Annotated in this window: 19 protein-coding genes, 1 other RNA gene and 1 pseudogene; 15 read left to right on the forward strand and 6 right to left on the reverse strand. The window is 55.3% G+C overall.

Annotated elements, in window-relative coordinates:
- From AC1MEK_RS14795 to AC1MEK_RS14840, 10 genes and pseudogenes are all read left to right on the forward strand, one after another.
- Positions 1 to 520, forward strand: a 520-nt coding sequence (locus AC1MEK_RS14795; RefSeq protein WP_480397039.1) for a hypothetical protein, incomplete at its 5' end; no start/stop codon positions are given.
- 4 nt (positions 521 to 524) lie between these two features.
- Positions 525 to 986 (forward strand): hypothetical protein, encoded by a 462-nt coding sequence (locus tag AC1MEK_RS14800; RefSeq protein WP_480397040.1) that lies wholly within the window; start codon positions 525 to 527, stop codon positions 984 to 986.
- Positions 987 to 1,059: 73 nt separating this feature from the next.
- A pseudogene (locus tag AC1MEK_RS14805) lies at positions 1,060 to 2,183 on the forward strand (hemagglutinin repeat-containing protein); the annotation flags it as partial.
- Between the two features lie 995 nt (positions 2,184 to 3,178).
- On the forward strand, positions 3,179 to 3,583 hold the full coding sequence (locus AC1MEK_RS14810) for a hypothetical protein (protein ID WP_480397041.1): 405 nt from the start codon (positions 3,179 to 3,181) through the stop codon (positions 3,581 to 3,583).
- Positions 3,584 to 3,707: 124 nt separating this feature from the next.
- Positions 3,708 to 4,046 carry a hypothetical protein gene (locus AC1MEK_RS14815; RefSeq protein WP_480397042.1) on the forward strand — a complete coding sequence of 113 codons (339 nt, stop codon included), beginning with the start codon at positions 3,708 to 3,710 and terminating at the stop codon, positions 4,044 to 4,046.
- Entirely contained in the window at positions 4,006 to 4,593 is a 588-nt protein-coding gene (locus tag AC1MEK_RS14820; RefSeq protein ID WP_480397043.1) for a hypothetical protein, read from the forward strand. The genes AC1MEK_RS14815 and AC1MEK_RS14820 overlap by 41 nt, the downstream gene beginning before the upstream one ends.
- Before the next feature lie 650 nt (positions 4,594 to 5,243).
- Entirely contained in the window at positions 5,244 to 5,627 is a 384-nt protein-coding gene (locus AC1MEK_RS14825) for a hypothetical protein (protein ID WP_480397044.1), read from the forward strand.
- Between the two features lie 305 nt (positions 5,628 to 5,932).
- Positions 5,933 to 6,331 carry a TonB family protein gene (locus AC1MEK_RS14830; protein WP_480397045.1) on the forward strand — a complete coding sequence of 133 codons (399 nt, stop codon included), beginning with the start codon at positions 5,933 to 5,935 and terminating at the stop codon, positions 6,329 to 6,331.
- Positions 6,328 to 6,864: a CbrC family protein gene (locus tag AC1MEK_RS14835; RefSeq protein ID WP_480397046.1), complete on the forward strand. Its 537-nt coding sequence runs from the start codon at positions 6,328 to 6,330 to the stop codon at positions 6,862 to 6,864. The genes AC1MEK_RS14830 and AC1MEK_RS14835 overlap by 4 nt, the downstream gene beginning before the upstream one ends.
- Before the next feature lie 36 nt (positions 6,865 to 6,900).
- Positions 6,901 to 7,536 carry an energy transducer TonB gene (locus AC1MEK_RS14840; protein ID WP_480397047.1) on the forward strand — a complete coding sequence of 212 codons (636 nt, stop codon included), beginning with the start codon at positions 6,901 to 6,903 and terminating at the stop codon, positions 7,534 to 7,536.
- Positions 7,537 to 7,584: 48 nt separating this feature from the next.
- On the opposite strand, the gene AC1MEK_RS14845 is transcribed toward AC1MEK_RS14840, so the two are convergent.
- Positions 7,585 to 8,562: an NADPH:quinone oxidoreductase family protein gene (locus AC1MEK_RS14845; RefSeq protein ID WP_480397048.1), complete on the reverse strand. Its 978-nt coding sequence runs from the start codon at positions 8,560 to 8,562 to the stop codon at positions 7,585 to 7,587.
- Positions 8,563 to 8,696: 134 nt separating this feature from the next.
- Here AC1MEK_RS14845 and AC1MEK_RS14850 point away from each other — a divergent pair, with 134 nt between their 5' ends.
- Positions 8,697 to 9,104 carry a flagellar basal body-associated protein FliL gene (locus tag AC1MEK_RS14850; RefSeq protein ID WP_480397049.1) on the forward strand — a complete coding sequence of 136 codons (408 nt, stop codon included), beginning with the start codon at positions 8,697 to 8,699 and terminating at the stop codon, positions 9,102 to 9,104.
- 89 nt (positions 9,105 to 9,193) lie between these two features.
- On the opposite strand, the gene AC1MEK_RS14855 is transcribed toward AC1MEK_RS14850, so the two are convergent.
- The gene (locus AC1MEK_RS14855) at positions 9,194 to 9,643 is read right to left on the reverse strand and encodes an EVE domain-containing protein (protein ID WP_480397050.1); all 450 of its coding nucleotides are present in this window, start codon (positions 9,641 to 9,643) and stop codon (positions 9,194 to 9,196) included.
- Positions 9,644 to 9,839: 196 nt separating this feature from the next.
- Between AC1MEK_RS14855 and AC1MEK_RS14860 the strand changes: the two genes are divergently transcribed.
- Positions 9,840 to 9,986, forward strand: a complete 147-nt coding sequence (locus AC1MEK_RS14860) for a hypothetical protein (RefSeq protein ID WP_480397051.1) — start codon at positions 9,840 to 9,842, stop codon at positions 9,984 to 9,986.
- Between the two features lie 45 nt (positions 9,987 to 10,031).
- Here the strand turns inward: AC1MEK_RS14860 and AC1MEK_RS14865 are convergent, their stop codons facing one another.
- The 4 genes from AC1MEK_RS14865 to AC1MEK_RS14880 all read right to left on the reverse strand — a co-directional run bounded on the left by AC1MEK_RS14865 (position 10,032) and on the right by AC1MEK_RS14880 (position 11,480).
- Positions 10,032 to 10,658 (reverse strand): 5-formyltetrahydrofolate cyclo-ligase, encoded by a 627-nt coding sequence (locus AC1MEK_RS14865; RefSeq protein WP_480397052.1) that lies wholly within the window; start codon positions 10,656 to 10,658, stop codon positions 10,032 to 10,034.
- A gap of 88 nt (positions 10,659 to 10,746) precedes the next feature.
- Positions 10,747 to 10,925: non-coding RNA, 6S RNA (gene ssrS, locus AC1MEK_RS14870), on the reverse strand.
- A 31-nt stretch (positions 10,926 to 10,956) separates the two neighbouring features.
- Complete coding sequence (locus AC1MEK_RS14875; RefSeq protein WP_480397053.1) at positions 10,957 to 11,274, reverse strand: cell division protein ZapA; 318 nt, start codon at positions 11,272 to 11,274, stop codon at positions 10,957 to 10,959.
- The gene (locus AC1MEK_RS14880) at positions 11,271 to 11,480 is read right to left on the reverse strand and encodes a TIGR02449 family protein (RefSeq protein WP_108236114.1); all 210 of its coding nucleotides are present in this window, start codon (positions 11,478 to 11,480) and stop codon (positions 11,271 to 11,273) included. The genes AC1MEK_RS14875 and AC1MEK_RS14880 overlap by 4 nt, the downstream gene beginning before the upstream one ends.
- Positions 11,481 to 11,628: 148 nt before the next feature.
- On the opposite strand from AC1MEK_RS14880, the gene AC1MEK_RS14885 reads away from it, so the two are divergent.
- The 3 genes from AC1MEK_RS14885 to ubiH all read left to right on the forward strand — a co-directional run bounded on the left by AC1MEK_RS14885 (position 11,629) and on the right by ubiH (position 14,783).
- Positions 11,629 to 12,183, forward strand: a complete 555-nt coding sequence (locus tag AC1MEK_RS14885; protein ID WP_480397054.1) for a YecA/YgfB family protein — start codon at positions 11,629 to 11,631, stop codon at positions 12,181 to 12,183.
- An 81-nt stretch (positions 12,184 to 12,264) separates the two neighbouring features.
- Complete coding sequence (pepP, locus tag AC1MEK_RS14890; protein WP_480397280.1) at positions 12,265 to 13,599, forward strand: Xaa-Pro aminopeptidase; 1,335 nt, start codon at positions 12,265 to 12,267, stop codon at positions 13,597 to 13,599.
- Positions 13,596 to 14,783, forward strand: coding sequence for a 2-octaprenyl-6-methoxyphenyl hydroxylase (gene ubiH, locus AC1MEK_RS14895; RefSeq protein ID WP_480397055.1), 1,188 nt, complete (start codon positions 13,596 to 13,598; stop codon positions 14,781 to 14,783). The genes pepP and ubiH overlap by 4 nt, the downstream gene beginning before the upstream one ends.
- The last annotated feature ends 36 nt before the right edge of the window (positions 14,784 to 14,819 follow it).

Genomic DNA, 14,819 nt, shown 5'->3' on the forward strand with positions numbered 1-14,819 from the left:
TGATGAGATTGACCAAAAGAACGAAGAGGCAGCCATCGCGCTGGTCGCCCGGTGGAAACGCCTCGATTCGACCAAAATCGCCCAGCTCAACGAAGAGGATAAACAGCGTCACGCAGATGGCCAAGAGGATGCGCCGTTTGACGGGAGTGTCGACGTTGTCGGTGTGAAGTACCTCATCGAGAGCGTGGAACAATCGGTTGTAGGGATCGCTGGGAAAGCGACAGCTCGTGCGATTGGTATTACTAGCACCAATGGTGGAATATTAGGTGAAAATGGCGTAAAAACCGCTAGTAAGACAATATGGAAAGGAACTGGAAAAGAACGTTTGGATGTGGAAAATCCGAATCCAGGGCAGCGGGCAGGACAGATTCACTATCAGGACAATGCGGGAAATAAATATTTATATGATCCATTAACGAATACATTTCTTGGTGCCCCCAAGGCTGTGAACAAGTTGCTGGATAATCCGAGATTTATGCAGGCTATATCTAAAGGTATGACTAAATACTTAGGGGAGTGATGTGGTGGAAATAAATCAAAAAATGAGGAGCGAGCTGGAAAAGACGCTTCCGCAGGTAGCAGCATTACCCCAGGAACTATCCGAAATTCTTAAGATGGGGTTGTGTGTCGTCGATGATTGTGTTTTTTTGCAATCACTCTCGTCAAGAGACACCAATGCTGAGTTGCATGATTTTCTCGATCGAACGGGCTATGAGTGTTTCATAAACTCGATACACATAGATGATTATGTGACTTGCGATTATCTCGAAAATGCTTGTGCTTTTGCGCGGGAGTTGTATTTGATTTGGAGGGAATGCGGGACTCTGGGAAGGGTGAGATTTCTCGTGGTGAAAGATGAGTTTGGTGTTTTGATAAAGTTTCATAAGGTCAGAAATGGTGAAATGTTTTTTGTGGATGATTTAGAATTATACGAAGATGCAGTAATGGTCTTCCAGGATGAAGAGGTGTTTGATTTTTTTTCGTGAGATTTAATACCTGAGATATTGGTTTTTGCTGACATGCATTCCAGTTTGTTGAAGTTAAAGCTGGGGTATTCAAGACGGCAATCCAGGGACATCTAGCGCAGCCGGGCTGTATGCCGGGCGGCATGTGAGCCTCAATGTAACCAACGACCTGAGCTTGGTCGGCACCCGTGTTGAAGGCGAGCGTGATATCAATCTCGACGCTGGTAACGACCTGACCATTCGTGCTGCGCAGAACAATTCAGCCGCCAGGACAGCCGACATAGCGGTGGGGGTGAGGCTGGATTGATTTTTGGGCCAGGAGGCAAGGTTGGTGTTTATGCCAGCGTCAATTTAGGACGTGGCAACCTGGACAGGGATGCGGAAAAACAGCAGGAGGCTTATCTCTGCGCAGGAAATACGCTGGGTTTAGAAAGCGGAAGGGATACGACCGTAGCGGGCGCGACTTTACGCGGTGACGATGTGATTGGAAAGGTCGGTCGCGACCTGAAAGTCTCATCTGTGCCTGATACCGGGAAGGTGACAGGCAAGGAGTTTGACGTAAGTGCCACAGTTACCGTTGGCTATGGAGCCAGTGTCAGTGGTTCGGTTGGCTATGGTCAGACAACAGGCAGCACGAACTGGGTAGGCAATCAGACATCGATTACCGCCAAGGATCGTTTGGACATTCGTACCGAAAAGCACACCCAACTAGATGGAGCGGTGCTGGCCTCAGACAGCGGTAATCTGAAACTGGACACCGATACCCTTGGCTTCAGTGATATTGCCGGGAAAGACAAGGAGCACGGCTATTACTTGAACGTGGGTGGAACCTACCGAATGGGCTCTGATGAAACCGCTAATCAGGACTCCAGCCAGGTCGGCAAAGGTAAAGAAAACAAAAACGGTTGGAACATTTCTGGGTACAACTACGAAAAAGACCGCGAGCAGATCGTACGTGCAACTGTGGGCGCGGGCGAAATCGTAGTCCGCGATGACGACAAGACCGGGACAGACTCCACCGTCGGGCTCAATCGTGACCTGAGTAAGGCCTATGAGATCACTCGCGATGAGAACAATAGAACATCTTTGTATACTTCTGGTTCTTCGATAGATAGCGTTTATCATTTAAATGGTACTCTTAATAGATGGGCCAGTTCATTAGTTAATTATGATGAAATAACTAAGCGCAATTTTTCGGAAATGGCTCTGGTTGTCGGTAATCAGCTAGACGCAATAAATCATCCTGGTATAAGCGCTGAAGCAGTCAAGGCAGGCGGCGAAGAAATAGTTCGGCAGGCATTTGATGCATTGCTCGAGTCTGGCTTGCCTAGAAGCGAGGTGCGGCGTTTATTAGAAGATCAAGATTTTCAAAATCAAGTTTTGGCTCAGCTCCAAGCCATTACCAAATTGTCGGCAGAACAAGCTGATGAAATTGCGGCGGCGAGTAAATACCTCGAAAAAAATATTACAGTAAAGCTGCCGGCAATTACTTCGGATAAGCTGGTTTTGGATAAAGTTTCGACTATCAATGAATATATAGAGTCGCATCGAGAATATGCTGATGCAATTGAGTTGGTAGTGGCAGCAGCGCAAGGGCCAAAAGGCGTAATGCTACTTGCGATAAATAAAGCCTTAGGTGGAACGCCACTTTTTGAGGCAATGGCTCAACTACAGACAGATCTCGGTGCACGAATCGCCTCTGGCATAGAGGGCCACGAGTTAGATCAAAGTACAGAGCTTGGCAAATGGCGAGTTGGCGGCGGATCATTGATGGCCACCGTGATTCTGGGGGCTGGGATTAGTACCGCTGCCAGCACGGCTCGCGTGATACGTATGGACGGTAAGCCTTTAAATGAGCCTGAGGGCGGTGCTCATAGGGACACCAAGGAGCCAAAAAATGATGGATTTGATTCCCACCACTGCCCGGCAAAATCGTGCTACAAAGGTGCACCCATCAGCTCGTTGGATGGCCCAGCAATTAAAATGGATCCAAAAGATCATGAGAAAACAGCCAGCTATGGTAATTCTGATTCAGCGGTGGCCTATCGAGAAAAACAAAAAGCGTTATTGGAAGAGGGTCGGTTACTAGATGCGATTCAGATGGACATCGATGACATTCGAAGTAAATTTGGATCGAAGTATGACGTAGGTATTGCGAAGATGCTGCAATACGCCGCAGGTTTAGATCCAAAGAGCTTTATAAGGAGGGGGTTATGATATTTAATATTGATGACAGTGAATTTCTTGGACTTTTTAGTCGGATTGATGACAAGGGCGGAAAAGAGTTTTTAGGAGGGGGGGGTTATGAGTTTAAGAAGAGCATTTATGACGAGGGGGTTGTGGAAGATTATGTTAATTTAAGAATCCATGTATTTTATGATCGAGCCGGAAAGGTTAAGGGTGTTGAGTTTTTTAAGGGTAGTAATTTTTTTTTCAAAGATTTGTCTCCTCTTGGAGAAGATGCATCAATCGTAATGAAGAAATTGTCTGCGATTGGCGAATCGGTGACGGTTAATGACTCTGGGTTTGATGTTAGAGGACGAGATGTCAGATTTTATGCTCCTGATATTGGTGATGAGTTTGCGGAGATCAAGTCTGTGTATGTGGTAGTTAGATAATTTCGTCTGTGCACAGCGGGTCTCGATTGATCAAGTCCCGCAAACCTCTCGAAAAGCGTTCGGTGATCAACGCGCGCTGGATATTTCAAAGAGCTTGGTGCGAGCAGGGCTTGATCCTGCCCTCTTGGAAAAACTATCGGAGAAGGATGCAAATCAGATCAACGCCTGGGCTAATTGTGCTGTAGGAAATTGCGTTGTGGACAGCTCATCTGCGACGGATCCAGGCCAGCTACCGTCCAAGGTTATTAAGTTCGATCCTACTGAAACGACCGCTCAAGCGCCGTTCATGTCGCTGTTCCTCAATAGTACGAGCGAACTGATCGAGGGAATTAAGAAGTTATCAGTGCAAGAGGCAGAGGTCGCAATGCTTGCTATGCAGGCAGCAATGGGGCCCGCTAAGGCAACGTTCAGCCTGACGGTCAATGACGATAGTCAGCGCATTTTTGAAAGAAAAATACAATGAGATAAAAGAAGACTGGGCGATCACTCTAACTGCGAAGTTGACAGAATCAGAACGTCAAGAAATACAAGACGCGCATGATGCCGCGAAGGCGGCCTACGCACAGGCAGATCACAGTGTCCTTCAACTGAATGGCGATAAACAGGTTTTAGCTGCTGAATTTCTGATTGACCTTGCAAGCGGTGGGCTGCAATCGTTTGTAGGGAAGGCGGCGGGGCGCGTTTTTAGCGTCGTTGGTGCGAAAGCGGGTGGAGGCGGATCAAAGTTCGCTGACCAAGCTAAGCTTGATGATCACTATGCGCGTCATGGAGGTGATTTTGGTGCTAAAACAAAGTTGGAATATCAGGCTCAAGCTGATAAATTCTTGACTACCTCGAAGCAGGCTGAAGTGCTCGAAAAGGTAAGGCCAAATGGAGATGTTATTCGTTATAATCCCGTGACAGATGAATTTGGTGTTATATCAAGCGGTGGGGTTATTCGAACTTATTATAAGCCTGATCCTGCTGTTCACGGAAAAACTTCAAATTTGGAATGTTTCAATGCTCAATAATAATCGTTCATATATATGCCCCGTCTGTGGTTATCCCGAGCTTAATGAGCCTCCATATGATGACTTTGGTTGCGCTTCATACGGTATCTGCCCGTGCTGTGGAACAGAATTCGGATATGATGACTCGACCTTGGGGCATTCCGCTTTACGTAAAAAATGGATTTCTGATGGGATGTGCTGGTGGGGTAAAAAACAGCTAATTCCTACTGGTTGGGATCCTGTCAGGCAGTTAAATGAAGCAGGAATGCTAAACTAGGCTGAGCATAAATAACGATCACGTGCTTTCGAAGTATATCTATAATTTTCTTCAGCTTTGCAGATGCCCCGTTTTTAATTGATAGGCAGTCTGGCGAGCTTCATGTTCTTGGCACAGCAAAGCCCATAGATAGCTATTTGAAGGACTATATAAAAGAAAAGTCCTTGAAATTGAAGTGATTTAATGGTGTAAAAGGCGCAGGTACCCTTGCTAATGCAGAGAGAGACGTTAACAGAAGCAAGTTCTGCTCAAAATAAAATCAATTCTGATCGATCCTTTAGTGAGGATGGGCAAAAGGTATACTCAGAGCTGGCTGGCACACCGATCAAGACAGTTGATGACTTAAAAACCGGGGTATGGGTCGCGAAGAACGGTACCCAGTACAACATCCTTAGTGATCACGTCCGAGCAGAACGCGACAGCGCCCCGAGAGGCATACGAAAAAGATCAGAGTATTGATGCGGCCAGGAAGTTGGTTGCACTTGAGAAGGCCGATCAACGCAGCAACAACTTGCTTGATGCTTACAAAAGTGATCCCGGCTCTCTCACTCAGGCCGATATCACCGAGCTAAAAGCCTATCTGCAGGTATATGCCTTTGAGCTAACGGGCAAGGTGGGGCAGGCGCAAGCGAAAGCGAAAGCGATCATTGATCAACTGGTGCTAAGCGAGACGCCTGCCACGCAGCGCTTCTCCTACGCCGGTACGACTGAGGCCAGGAACGCCTACGGTGACGCTGCACGTGCCGAGCCGGATGGAGTGTTCGCGCAGTCGAGCTGATCCCTTGACCAGACGGCAGAAGAGCAGCTTTACAAGAGTGCTACCGGCACATGGCTTATTAACAATGAGCAACAGGGGCTGGTGAGCATCAGTGGTCCTGAGTCAAGCCCCAGACGTACGCCTGAGCCAAGAGGGGGACAATGATAGCCCGCTGAAAGCTATGCGGTGGCTACGGACTCGCACCCTAGGATTTCGACTTTCAGAAGTGTCCTACTTGAGAACAGGAATCGATAACCTTACCTGCGCCATCACCCCGCCATACCATCGCCGCCATCTGCCGCAGGGCGTCTGGAGTCGAGGTTAAGGTGAAACTGCTATGCAAGCTCTCAGGGATTGTCGGGCTAAGCGCGTTGCTGCTCGGCGGCGCGTGTGCAAGGGACGAAACCCATCCGCAATTCGATCGATACGTTTCTCCCGCGTACCCCTCCGCGTTACGCGGCGGGAAGCTGTTCGGCAGTGTCCAGGTGCATTACGACATCCACCACGATGGTTCTGTCAGTGATGTACGAGTCGTTGAACAGACCGATCAGAAAACAGCAAATGCCGTGCTTTCGGCCGTCAAACGCTGGCGCTTTCAAGCGTGGGAGGTGACCGAAGAAATGCCGGCGGTGATCGGCGAGTCGGTGCGCTACGTGTTCGATCAGGAGCGGCTGGAGAAGCGCCTGCGGATGGTGATTACCTGGGAGAGGAGGGGCGAGGCATGACAGAGGTATTTCCAACATTTCGCTATCACCCGGATCCGATTGCAACCGGGGCTATAGAGGCAGGAGATGGGGTTTGCGATTGCTGCAAATGTGCGCGGGGGTACATATACCGAGGAGGTATTTACTCCAAATGTGATAACGAACTCCTGTTCTGCCCGTGGTGCATAGCGGACGGATCGGCAGCAAGCATCTTTGAAGGTTCGTTCAATGACGTTGATACGTTGATGGAAAAGGGTATCCCTGAATCGGTTGTCAAGGAGGTGAATGAGCGAACTCCGAGCTACAGCTCTTGGCAAGAAAAAGTATGGCTCCATCACTGTGGCGATGCTTGCGAGTTTCATGGCGATGCTTCTGGCCAAGATGTTCAAGGCGCGACTGCTGATACTTTTGAGGCTTTTATCGAGGGGCAGGAGGATTATAGAGAGCATTGGATTTCGGAGTTCCGTAAATACGTACCTAATGAGGATCTTGTCTTCTACAAGTACGTTTGCAGGCACTGCCGAGTAGTTCGGCTGATGTACGAATACAGCTGAGCCTCTTCCCTCATCCATCGGGCAAGGAGCCTGACTGTGTACAAAACTTTCTTATGTTTTGCCTTGAGCCTGTGCGCCATGGCTCACGCCGAAGGCATGAAGCTGGAATACGAAAAGCAACCTCGCGCCGTTTACCCAAGAAACCTTCAACATGCAGGCATTTCAGGCGTCGTGCGCATTGAGTTCACCGCCAACAGCGATGGCTCGGTTACCGACATCGAGGTGGTGCAAAGCTCCTACCGGGAGTTTGCTGAATCGGCCGTTCGTGCCGTTTCCCGATACCGGCTCAAGCCCTGGAAGGTCTATGCCAATAGCCCGGCATCTATACGGGTTCAGACCGATCTTTACTTTGCGGCCAAAGGGGGAGGCCGTGAGTTGATGGCGCGAATGCGCAGCCGCATTCGCTCGTTGTCCTGCGCCAAACTCAATGACGAGGTCGACTACCTCAAGCAGAAGATACCGGACGAGCATGCCATCGAAATTCCGACGTTTCGCCACACGAGGCAATTACTGTCGCAGAAGGCGCACAGGGAAAAGCTGTCGTTTGCTGCGGACAAGGAAATCGCTGATCAATTTTTGCGCGCTATGCCTGAAATATTGAATAGGTGCCGGGAGAGTCCGGAACTCAAATATCTGGACTTGTTGCCGGAAGCTGTAAGGCCGCGTGTATAAAACTTCTAATACGCCCCCGTGGGATGACGGGGGCGCTTTCAAGCCAAATCAGCGGATCCCCACCACCACCTTCCCAACCGCCTTCCTCTGCCCCAACGAATCAATCGCTTCCCCAGCCTTCTCCAGCGGATAAACCTTCGAAACCAACGGCTTCAATTTCCCTTCTTCAAACCACGCAAACAACTGCTGAAAGTTCGCGGCATTGTCCTGTGGCTGGCGTTGTGCAAACGAACCCCAGAACACGCCGACCACGGATGCACCTTTCAACAGCGCCAGGTTGACCGGCAGTTCGGGGATGCGGCCGCTGGCGAAGCCGATGACCAGCAGGCGGCCGTTCCAGGCGATGGAGCGGATGGCCTGGTCGAAGAGGTCGCCGCCGACGGGGTCGTAGATGACGTCGACGCCGTTGCCGTTGGTCAGGCGTTTGATTTCGTCCTTCAGGTTGCTTTCGCTGTAGTTGATGAGTTCGTCGGCGCCGGCGTTTTTCGCGACTGCGAGTTTGTCGGCGCTGCTGGCGGCGGCGATGACGCGGGCGCCCATGGCTTTGCCGATTTCCACGGCGGCCAGGCCGACGCCGCCGGAGGCGCCGAGTACCAGCAGGGTTTCGCCGGGTTGCAGGTGGGCGCGCTGTTTGAGGGCGTGCATGGAGGTGCCGTAGGTCATGCTGAAAGCGGCGGCGGTGGTGTAGTCCATCGCTTTGGGTATCGGCAGGACGTTGTACCCTGCGACGGCAATCTGTTCGGCGAAACTGCCCCAGCCGGTGAGGGCCATGACGCGGTCGCCGACCTTGAGGTGGCTGACCTTTTCGCCCACCGCGCTGACCACGCCCGAAGCTTCGCCGCCCGGGGAGAACGGGAAGGGCGGTTTGAACTGGTATTTGCCCTCGATGATCAGGGTGTCGGGGAAGTTGACCCCGGCGGCGTGCACCTCCAGCAGGATTTCGTTCTTCTTGGGTTCAGGCGTGGCGATGTCTTCCAGCACCAGATTTTCGGCAGGGCCGAAGGCTTTGCAGAGCACGGCTTTCATCGGGGCTATTCCTTTTGCTGTGATGGCCGATAAGTGTAGGTAGAGAGGTTTTGGGGTCAATGAGCATGGCCCGGCCTGATAGATGTGCATAAGCTTTAGTAAGCTATGGCGCTAACTGGATTGAGGAGTGGACTGTGAAAGCGTGGATTCTGATGCTGTTGGCGTTGTCGATGCCTGTTCTGGCGAACGAAGAGGGCGGTGAGAAGGATGATCCGAACAAGGTCTCTTATGTGGCGCTGACGCCGCCGTTCGTGGGCAACTACGCGCTCGATGGCGGTCCGAAGCTGCACGTCTACAAGGCCGACGTGGCCCTGCGGGTCAAGGGCGCCGAGGCGCAGAAGCTGGTCAAGGCCAATGAGCCGCTGATCCGCAACCAGTTGGTGGCGCTGTTCACCCAGCAGACGGTCGACAGCATGAGTAACGTCGATGCCAAGGAAAAGCTGCGTCAGGAAGCGTTGAAGCAGACGCAGGAAGTGTTGAGCCAGGAGACGGGCAAGCCTGTCGTGGATGATTTGTTGTTTAACAACTTTATTGCGCAGTAACGGTTTTTTGTAACCCTTGGCTTGCGGGTGTTGGCGTTCTTGAGATCGCCCCGCCGGCAAGCCGTGCTGCTACGGGGCGGTATCCTTCCTTATTTCAGGGCCAGCACCGCTGCCCATTCTTCGGCCGTCACGGGCATGACCGAGAGGCGGCTGCCTTTTTGTACCAGCGGCATCTGTTCGAGTGCGGTTTGCTGTTTCAGGTAGCCCAGGCCCAGCACTTTCGGGAAGATGTCGACGAAGGCGACGTTGATCGCGCTCCAGGGGTTTTTCGCTTCGCTGGCCTTGGCGTCGAAGTAGTGGCTCTTGTTGTCCAGCGCGGTGGGGTCGGGGTAGGCGGCCTCGACGATTTTGCCGATCCCGGCGATGCCCGGCTCCGGGCAGCTGGAGTGATAGAAGAAGAACTCGTCGCCCACCGCCATGGCGCGCAGAAAATTGCGTGCCTGGTAGTTGCGCACCCCATCCCAGCGGGCTTCGCCCAGTTTCTTGAGGTCGGCGATCGACAGTTCGTCAGGCTCGGATTTCATCAGCCAATAGGCCATTTCTTGAGGCTCCTGAATGGGGTCTGGACAGGTTGTCCGACGCTTTGGTGACAAACCGACAGTCGGTTGACGCCAGTATTTGCGTGTTGGTTCACGTTATTGGAGAATGCCGCCACTTCAAGCGCTACACCGCTACGCGGCCCGATTTTCAGAGGCAGTGGACGCCGGGTTTTGATTCGCCAAAGGGGGGCAATCAATGCAACGCAAGCCGGATTTACTATGGATTTTGGTCATTTTGTTCGGCTTGGGCATTGTCACCACCGGTTACGCGCAGAGCCTCTGGTCGGCCAAGCCCGATGCGCCGGTTGAAATCACCCAGCAACAGCAGCCGTATCGCCGTTGATCTGTCGCGCCGAGCCCCGACCGCATCGGTTCGGGGTTCGGCGTCTTACGCCATATACCAACGCTTGTCCGACACCGTTCCGGCAAGCGGCACGTCCCAACTGGCCACCGCCAGCTTTGCAACCTTCTGACACTCATGGGCCATGCCCAGCAGTACCGGCTTTTTCCAGGCCTTGCGGCGGGCCCGGTATGCCAGGCTGCGGTCGTAGAAGCCGCCGCCCATGCCCAGCCGCCCGCCCTGATCGTCGAACCCCACCAGCGGCATCAGGATCAGGTCGAGTGCCCAGATCTTGCGCTGCTGGCGCGGGTTGATGAACGGCTCGGGAATGCGAAAGCGGTTGGGCCTGAATCTGTCGCCGGGGCGCACGCGCTGGAACACCATCTTGGTCCGCGGCCAGGCGCTCAGCACCGGCAGGTAAGTCGCCTTGCCGCGACGTTGTGCCTCACGCAATAGCAGGCGCGGGTCGATTTCGCCGTCCATCGGAAGGTACAGGGAAACATGCCGTGAGCGCCGAAATAGCGGATTTTGCGCCAGTTGCCTGTACAAACCCTGTGCCGCTCGTCGTTGCTCTGCACGATTGAGTGCGCGACGGGCCTTGCGCAAAACGCGACGTAACTGAGGGCGGGAGAGGGCAGACGAATCGTTCAGGGAAGCTGCGCCAGGAGCGGTCATGCAGGCGGGTCCGTGCGATTTGAAAGAGGGATCGTGTTTCACGATCTCCACCGCCAGACAGGACGCCTGGCAATGGATGGAAGATTCGAGACTCCCCGACGAACCGCTGTCGGTGTAGCCCTTGAACCCGAAAGTTCAAGGTGGAGATTGCAGGAGGCTTTAAGGCTTTCCGTCGAGCGGACATGCACACCAACCCCAACGTGCAACCCCCGTGGTTGTGCGTATCGGCTCAGGGACATGACCGACTGGCAAGCACTCCAGGGAGCGGTCGCAAGTATACCGAAACATGTCCGAACAATCAGCCTTGTGCTTTCTCCGAATCCGTGGCAAGGACCAGGTCCACACGTTCCAGCAGGTCGCGAACCTGCTCGCGGGTCGAACCGCTGGCCTGGGTCTCGGGCAGTTCCTGTTTGTGCAGCAGGTCATGGGTAATGTTGAGCGCTGCCATCACGGCAATCCGGTCGGCGCCGATCACTTTGCCGCTGCTGCGGATCTCGCGCATCTTGCCGTCCAGGTAACGGGCGGCGCTGACCAGGTTGGTGCGCTCTTCCTGGGGGCAGATGATCGAATACTCTTTGTCGAGGATCTGAACGGTGATGCTGTTGCCATTACTCATGAGTCTTGCTCCAGGGCCTTGAGGCGCGAAATCATGGACTCGACCTTTTGCCGGGCGATTTCGTTCTTTTCAATGAGGTGAGCGCGTTCCTCGCGCCAGGATTTTTCCTGAGCCAATAAGAGTCCGTTTTGACTTTTTAGTTGCTCGACACGATCGATCAATAACTCCAGTCGGGCCATCAGCGCTTGCAAGTCATTGTCTTCCATTGTTTTCCACTGATTGTTTTCAGATGAGTGGTGCAGGTGCTGGCGTCTGGAGCGCCTCGAAATTCGCCTGGATAGCTTGGGCGCGTCTGCCGGTGCTACGATACAAGGCCTTCATTCTAGACATTGCGCCGCTTGGCGCCTAGTTGCCATGCCTAAACAGAATTCCCCGTACACCGGTTTTGCGACCCTGCTCAGCAGCGCAGGCCACCCCGTTTCCCCTGCCGAACTGCACGGTCTGTTGCTGGGCCGCAGCTGCGCCGGCGCAGGCTTCGAGCCAGAAGGCTGGCTCGACGACGCCCAGGACCTGCTGCAAACCGAAGCCGAGGCTGGCGTGCGTCAGGCCCTGATCGGCCTGCAGGAGATGGTCAAGAACGAACTGACTGGCGACGAGATGGCTGTCGTACTGCTGTTGCCAAGCGACGACGAATCGCTGGCCGCGCGTTCGACCGCGCTGGGCCAGTGGTGCCAGGGCTTCCTGCATGGTTTCGCCCGCGTTGGTGGTCAGCCGATGAGCGAAGATGCCCGTGAAGTCATGCACGATCTGGCCGCCATCGCGCAAATCCAGGACTCCCTGGAAGAATCCGAAGACGGCGAAAGCGACTACATGGAAGTCATGGAATACCTGCGCGTCGCACCGCTGCTGCTGTTCACTGAGTTCAACAAGAAAGCGGAACCTGCTGCAGAAAAACCTTCCCTGCACTGATAGCCCATCGCCGCGAATCCGGCTGCTGACGCCTGAACGCGTGAGTGGCCGTCGCGCTCATCCGGAGGTCCGTACTTGCCCATGATCCATATCCCGAAAGCCGAATACGCCCGTCGCCGCAAAGCGTTGATGGAGCAGATGGAGCCCAACAGCATCGCCATTCTGCCGGCGGCTGCGGTGGCCATTCGCAATCGTGATGTCGAGCATGTGTACCGTCAGGACAGCGATTTCCAGTACCTGAGCGGCTTCCCCGAGCCCGAGGCGGTGATCGTGCTGATTCCCGGCCGCGAGTATGGCGAATACGTGCTGTTCTGCCGCGAGCGCAATCCCGAGCGCGAGCTGTGGGACGGCCTGCGCGCAGGGCAGGACGGCGCGATCCGCGACTTCGGCGCCGATGACGCCTTCCCCATCACCGACATCGACGACATCCTGCCGGGCCTGATCGAAGGCCGCGACCGGGTGTATTCGTCCATGGGCAGCAACCCCGAGTTCGACCGTCATGTGATGGAGTGGATCAACGTCATTCGCTCCAAGGCCAACCTGGGCGCGCAGCCGCCGAAGGAATTCGTTGCGCTGGATCACCTGCTTCACGACATGCGCCTGTATAAATCGGCCGCGGAAGTGAAGGTGATGCGCGAAGCCGCGCAGATCTCGGCGCGCGCCCATGTGCGGGCGATGCAGGCCAGCCGCGCCGGGCTCTACGAGTTCAGCCTGGAAGCCGAGCTCGATTACGAGTTTCGCAAGGGCGGGGCGAAGATGCCGGCCTACGGCTCGATCGTGGCGTCGGGCCGCAACGCCTGCATCCTGCACTATCAGGAGAACGACGCGCCGCTCAAGGACGGTGACCTGGTGCTGATCGACGCCGGTTGTGAGATCGACTGCTATGCCAGCGACATCACCCGCACCTTCCCGGTCAACGGCAGGTTTTCGCCCGAGCAGAAGGCGATCTACGAGCTGGTGCTCAAGTCTCAGGAAGCGGCCTTCGCCGCGATCAAGCCGGGCAATCACTGGAACCAGGCGCATGAGGCAACGGTTCAGGTCATCACCCAAGGGCTGGTGGAGCTGGGCCTGTTGCAGGGCGAGGTCGATGAACTGATCGCCTCCGAGGCGTACAAAGCCTTTTATATGCACCGCGCCGGTCACTGGCTGGGCATGGATGTGCACGATGTTGGCGAGTACCGGGTCGGCGGCGAGTGGCGCGTGCTGGAAGTCGGCATGGCGCTGACCGTCGAGCCGGGCATCTACGTGTCGCCGGACAACCTCAATGTCGCGAAGAAATGGCGCGGGATTGGTGTACGAATCGAGGACGATGTCGTGGTAACCAAAAAAGGCTGTGAAATCCTCACCGGCGGCGTGCCCAAGACAGTCGCTGAAATCGAGGCGCTGATGGCCGCTGCCCAGGTGCAGGTCGCATGAGCCGCTTCAATCTGGCCATCGTCGGTGGCGGTCTGGTCGGCGCCAGCCTGGCGTTGGCGCTGCAAGCCGGTGCCAAGGCACGCGGCTGGAAGATCGTGCTGATCGAGCCATTCGCGCCGGGCGACAGCTACCAGCCCAGCTATGACGCACGCTCCTCGGCGCTGTCCTTCGGCGCGCGTCAGATCTACGACCGCCTGGGCCTGTGGCAGCAGATCAGCCGCCGTGCCGAGCCGATCCTGCAGATCCAGGTGTCCGATAAAGGTCGCTTCGGCGCCACGCGCCTGTCTTCGATGGAAGAGGGCGTCCCGGCGCTGGGCTACGTGGTCGAAAACGCCTGGCTGGGCCAGTGCCTGTGGCAAGGGCTGGATCAGGACGTGGTCAGCTGGCGCGTGCCGGCTGAGGTGAAACAGATGCAGGCGCTGCCCGACGGTTATCGCCTGACCTTGAGCGACGAGACCCAGATCGACTGCGATCTGGCGGTGCTCGCCGACGGTGGTCGGTCCAGTCTGCGCGAACAGCTTGGCATCGCGGTCAACAGCACGCCTTACGACCAGAGCGCGCTGATCGCCAACATCACCCCGGGCGAGGCCCATTGCGGGCAGGCGTTCGAGCGCTTTACCGACGAGGGCCCGATGGCGCTGCTGCCGCTGCCGGAGAACCGCTGCGCGCTGGTCTGGACCCGCACCGGGAATGACGTGCAACGCTTGATGGCGCTGGACGATCGCAGCTTTCTCAACGAATTGCAGGGCGTGTTCGGCTATCGGCTCGGCGCGTTGAAACAGGTCGGCGTGCGCCACACCTACCCGCTGTCGCTCATCGAGGCGCAGGAGCAGGTGCGCTCCCATCTGGTGGTGCTGGGCAACGCGGCGCACAGCCTGCACCCGATTGCGGGGCAGGGTTTCAACCTGTCGCTGCGTGACGCTGCCTCTCTGGCAGAAGCCCTGCTCGCCAGTGATGCGCCGCCGGGTGATCTGGCGACGCTGCAGGCCTATCGCAATCGCCAGTTCATGGACCAGAAACTCACCGTCGGTTTTTCCGATCAGGTCACCCGCCTGTTCGGCAGCCGCCAGCCTGTGATCACCGCTGGCCGCAATATCGGCCTGCTGGGCCTGGACCTGCTGCCATCGGCCAAGAGCTGGTTCGCCCGCCAGGCGATGGGGCTGGGGACGCGGGCCGATGTCTGACCCTCTTTATCATTGCCGGCTTTGGCCACACGCGAG

Source organism: Pseudomonas sp. 2 (genome assembly GCF_056627435.1).

What these genes read in the sequence shown, in the direction of transcription:
- AC1MEK_RS14810 (WP_480397041.1), top strand. Translation starts at nt 3,179, where the DNA reads ATGATATTTAATATTGATGACAGTGAATTTCTTGGACTTTTTAGTCGG.
- AC1MEK_RS14820 (WP_480397043.1), top strand. Translation starts at nt 4,006, where the DNA reads ATGACGATAGTCAGCGCATTTTTGAAAGAAAAATACAATGAGATAAAA.
- AC1MEK_RS14835 (WP_480397046.1), top strand. Translation starts at nt 6,328, where the DNA reads ATGACAGAGGTATTTCCAACATTTCGCTATCACCCGGATCCGATTGCA.
- AC1MEK_RS14845 (WP_480397048.1), bottom strand. Translation starts at nt 8,562, where the DNA reads ATGAAAGCCGTGCTCTGCAAAGCCTTCGGCCCTGCCGAAAATCTGGTG.
- AC1MEK_RS14855 (WP_480397050.1), bottom strand. Translation starts at nt 9,643, where the DNA reads ATGGCCTATTGGCTGATGAAATCCGAGCCTGACGAACTGTCGATCGCC.
- AC1MEK_RS14860 (WP_480397051.1), top strand. Translation starts at nt 9,840, where the DNA reads ATGCAACGCAAGCCGGATTTACTATGGATTTTGGTCATTTTGTTCGGC.
- AC1MEK_RS14865 (WP_480397052.1), bottom strand. Translation starts at nt 10,658, where the DNA reads ATGACCGCTCCTGGCGCAGCTTCCCTGAACGATTCGTCTGCCCTCTCC.
- AC1MEK_RS14875 (WP_480397053.1), bottom strand. Translation starts at nt 11,274, where the DNA reads ATGAGTAATGGCAACAGCATCACCGTTCAGATCCTCGACAAAGAGTAT.
- AC1MEK_RS14880 (WP_108236114.1), bottom strand. Translation starts at nt 11,480, where the DNA reads ATGGAAGACAATGACTTGCAAGCGCTGATGGCCCGACTGGAGTTATTG.
- AC1MEK_RS14885 (WP_480397054.1), top strand. Translation starts at nt 11,629, where the DNA reads ATGCCTAAACAGAATTCCCCGTACACCGGTTTTGCGACCCTGCTCAGC.
- pepP (WP_480397280.1), top strand. Translation starts at nt 12,265, where the DNA reads ATGATCCATATCCCGAAAGCCGAATACGCCCGTCGCCGCAAAGCGTTG.
- ubiH (WP_480397055.1), top strand. Translation starts at nt 13,596, where the DNA reads ATGAGCCGCTTCAATCTGGCCATCGTCGGTGGCGGTCTGGTCGGCGCC.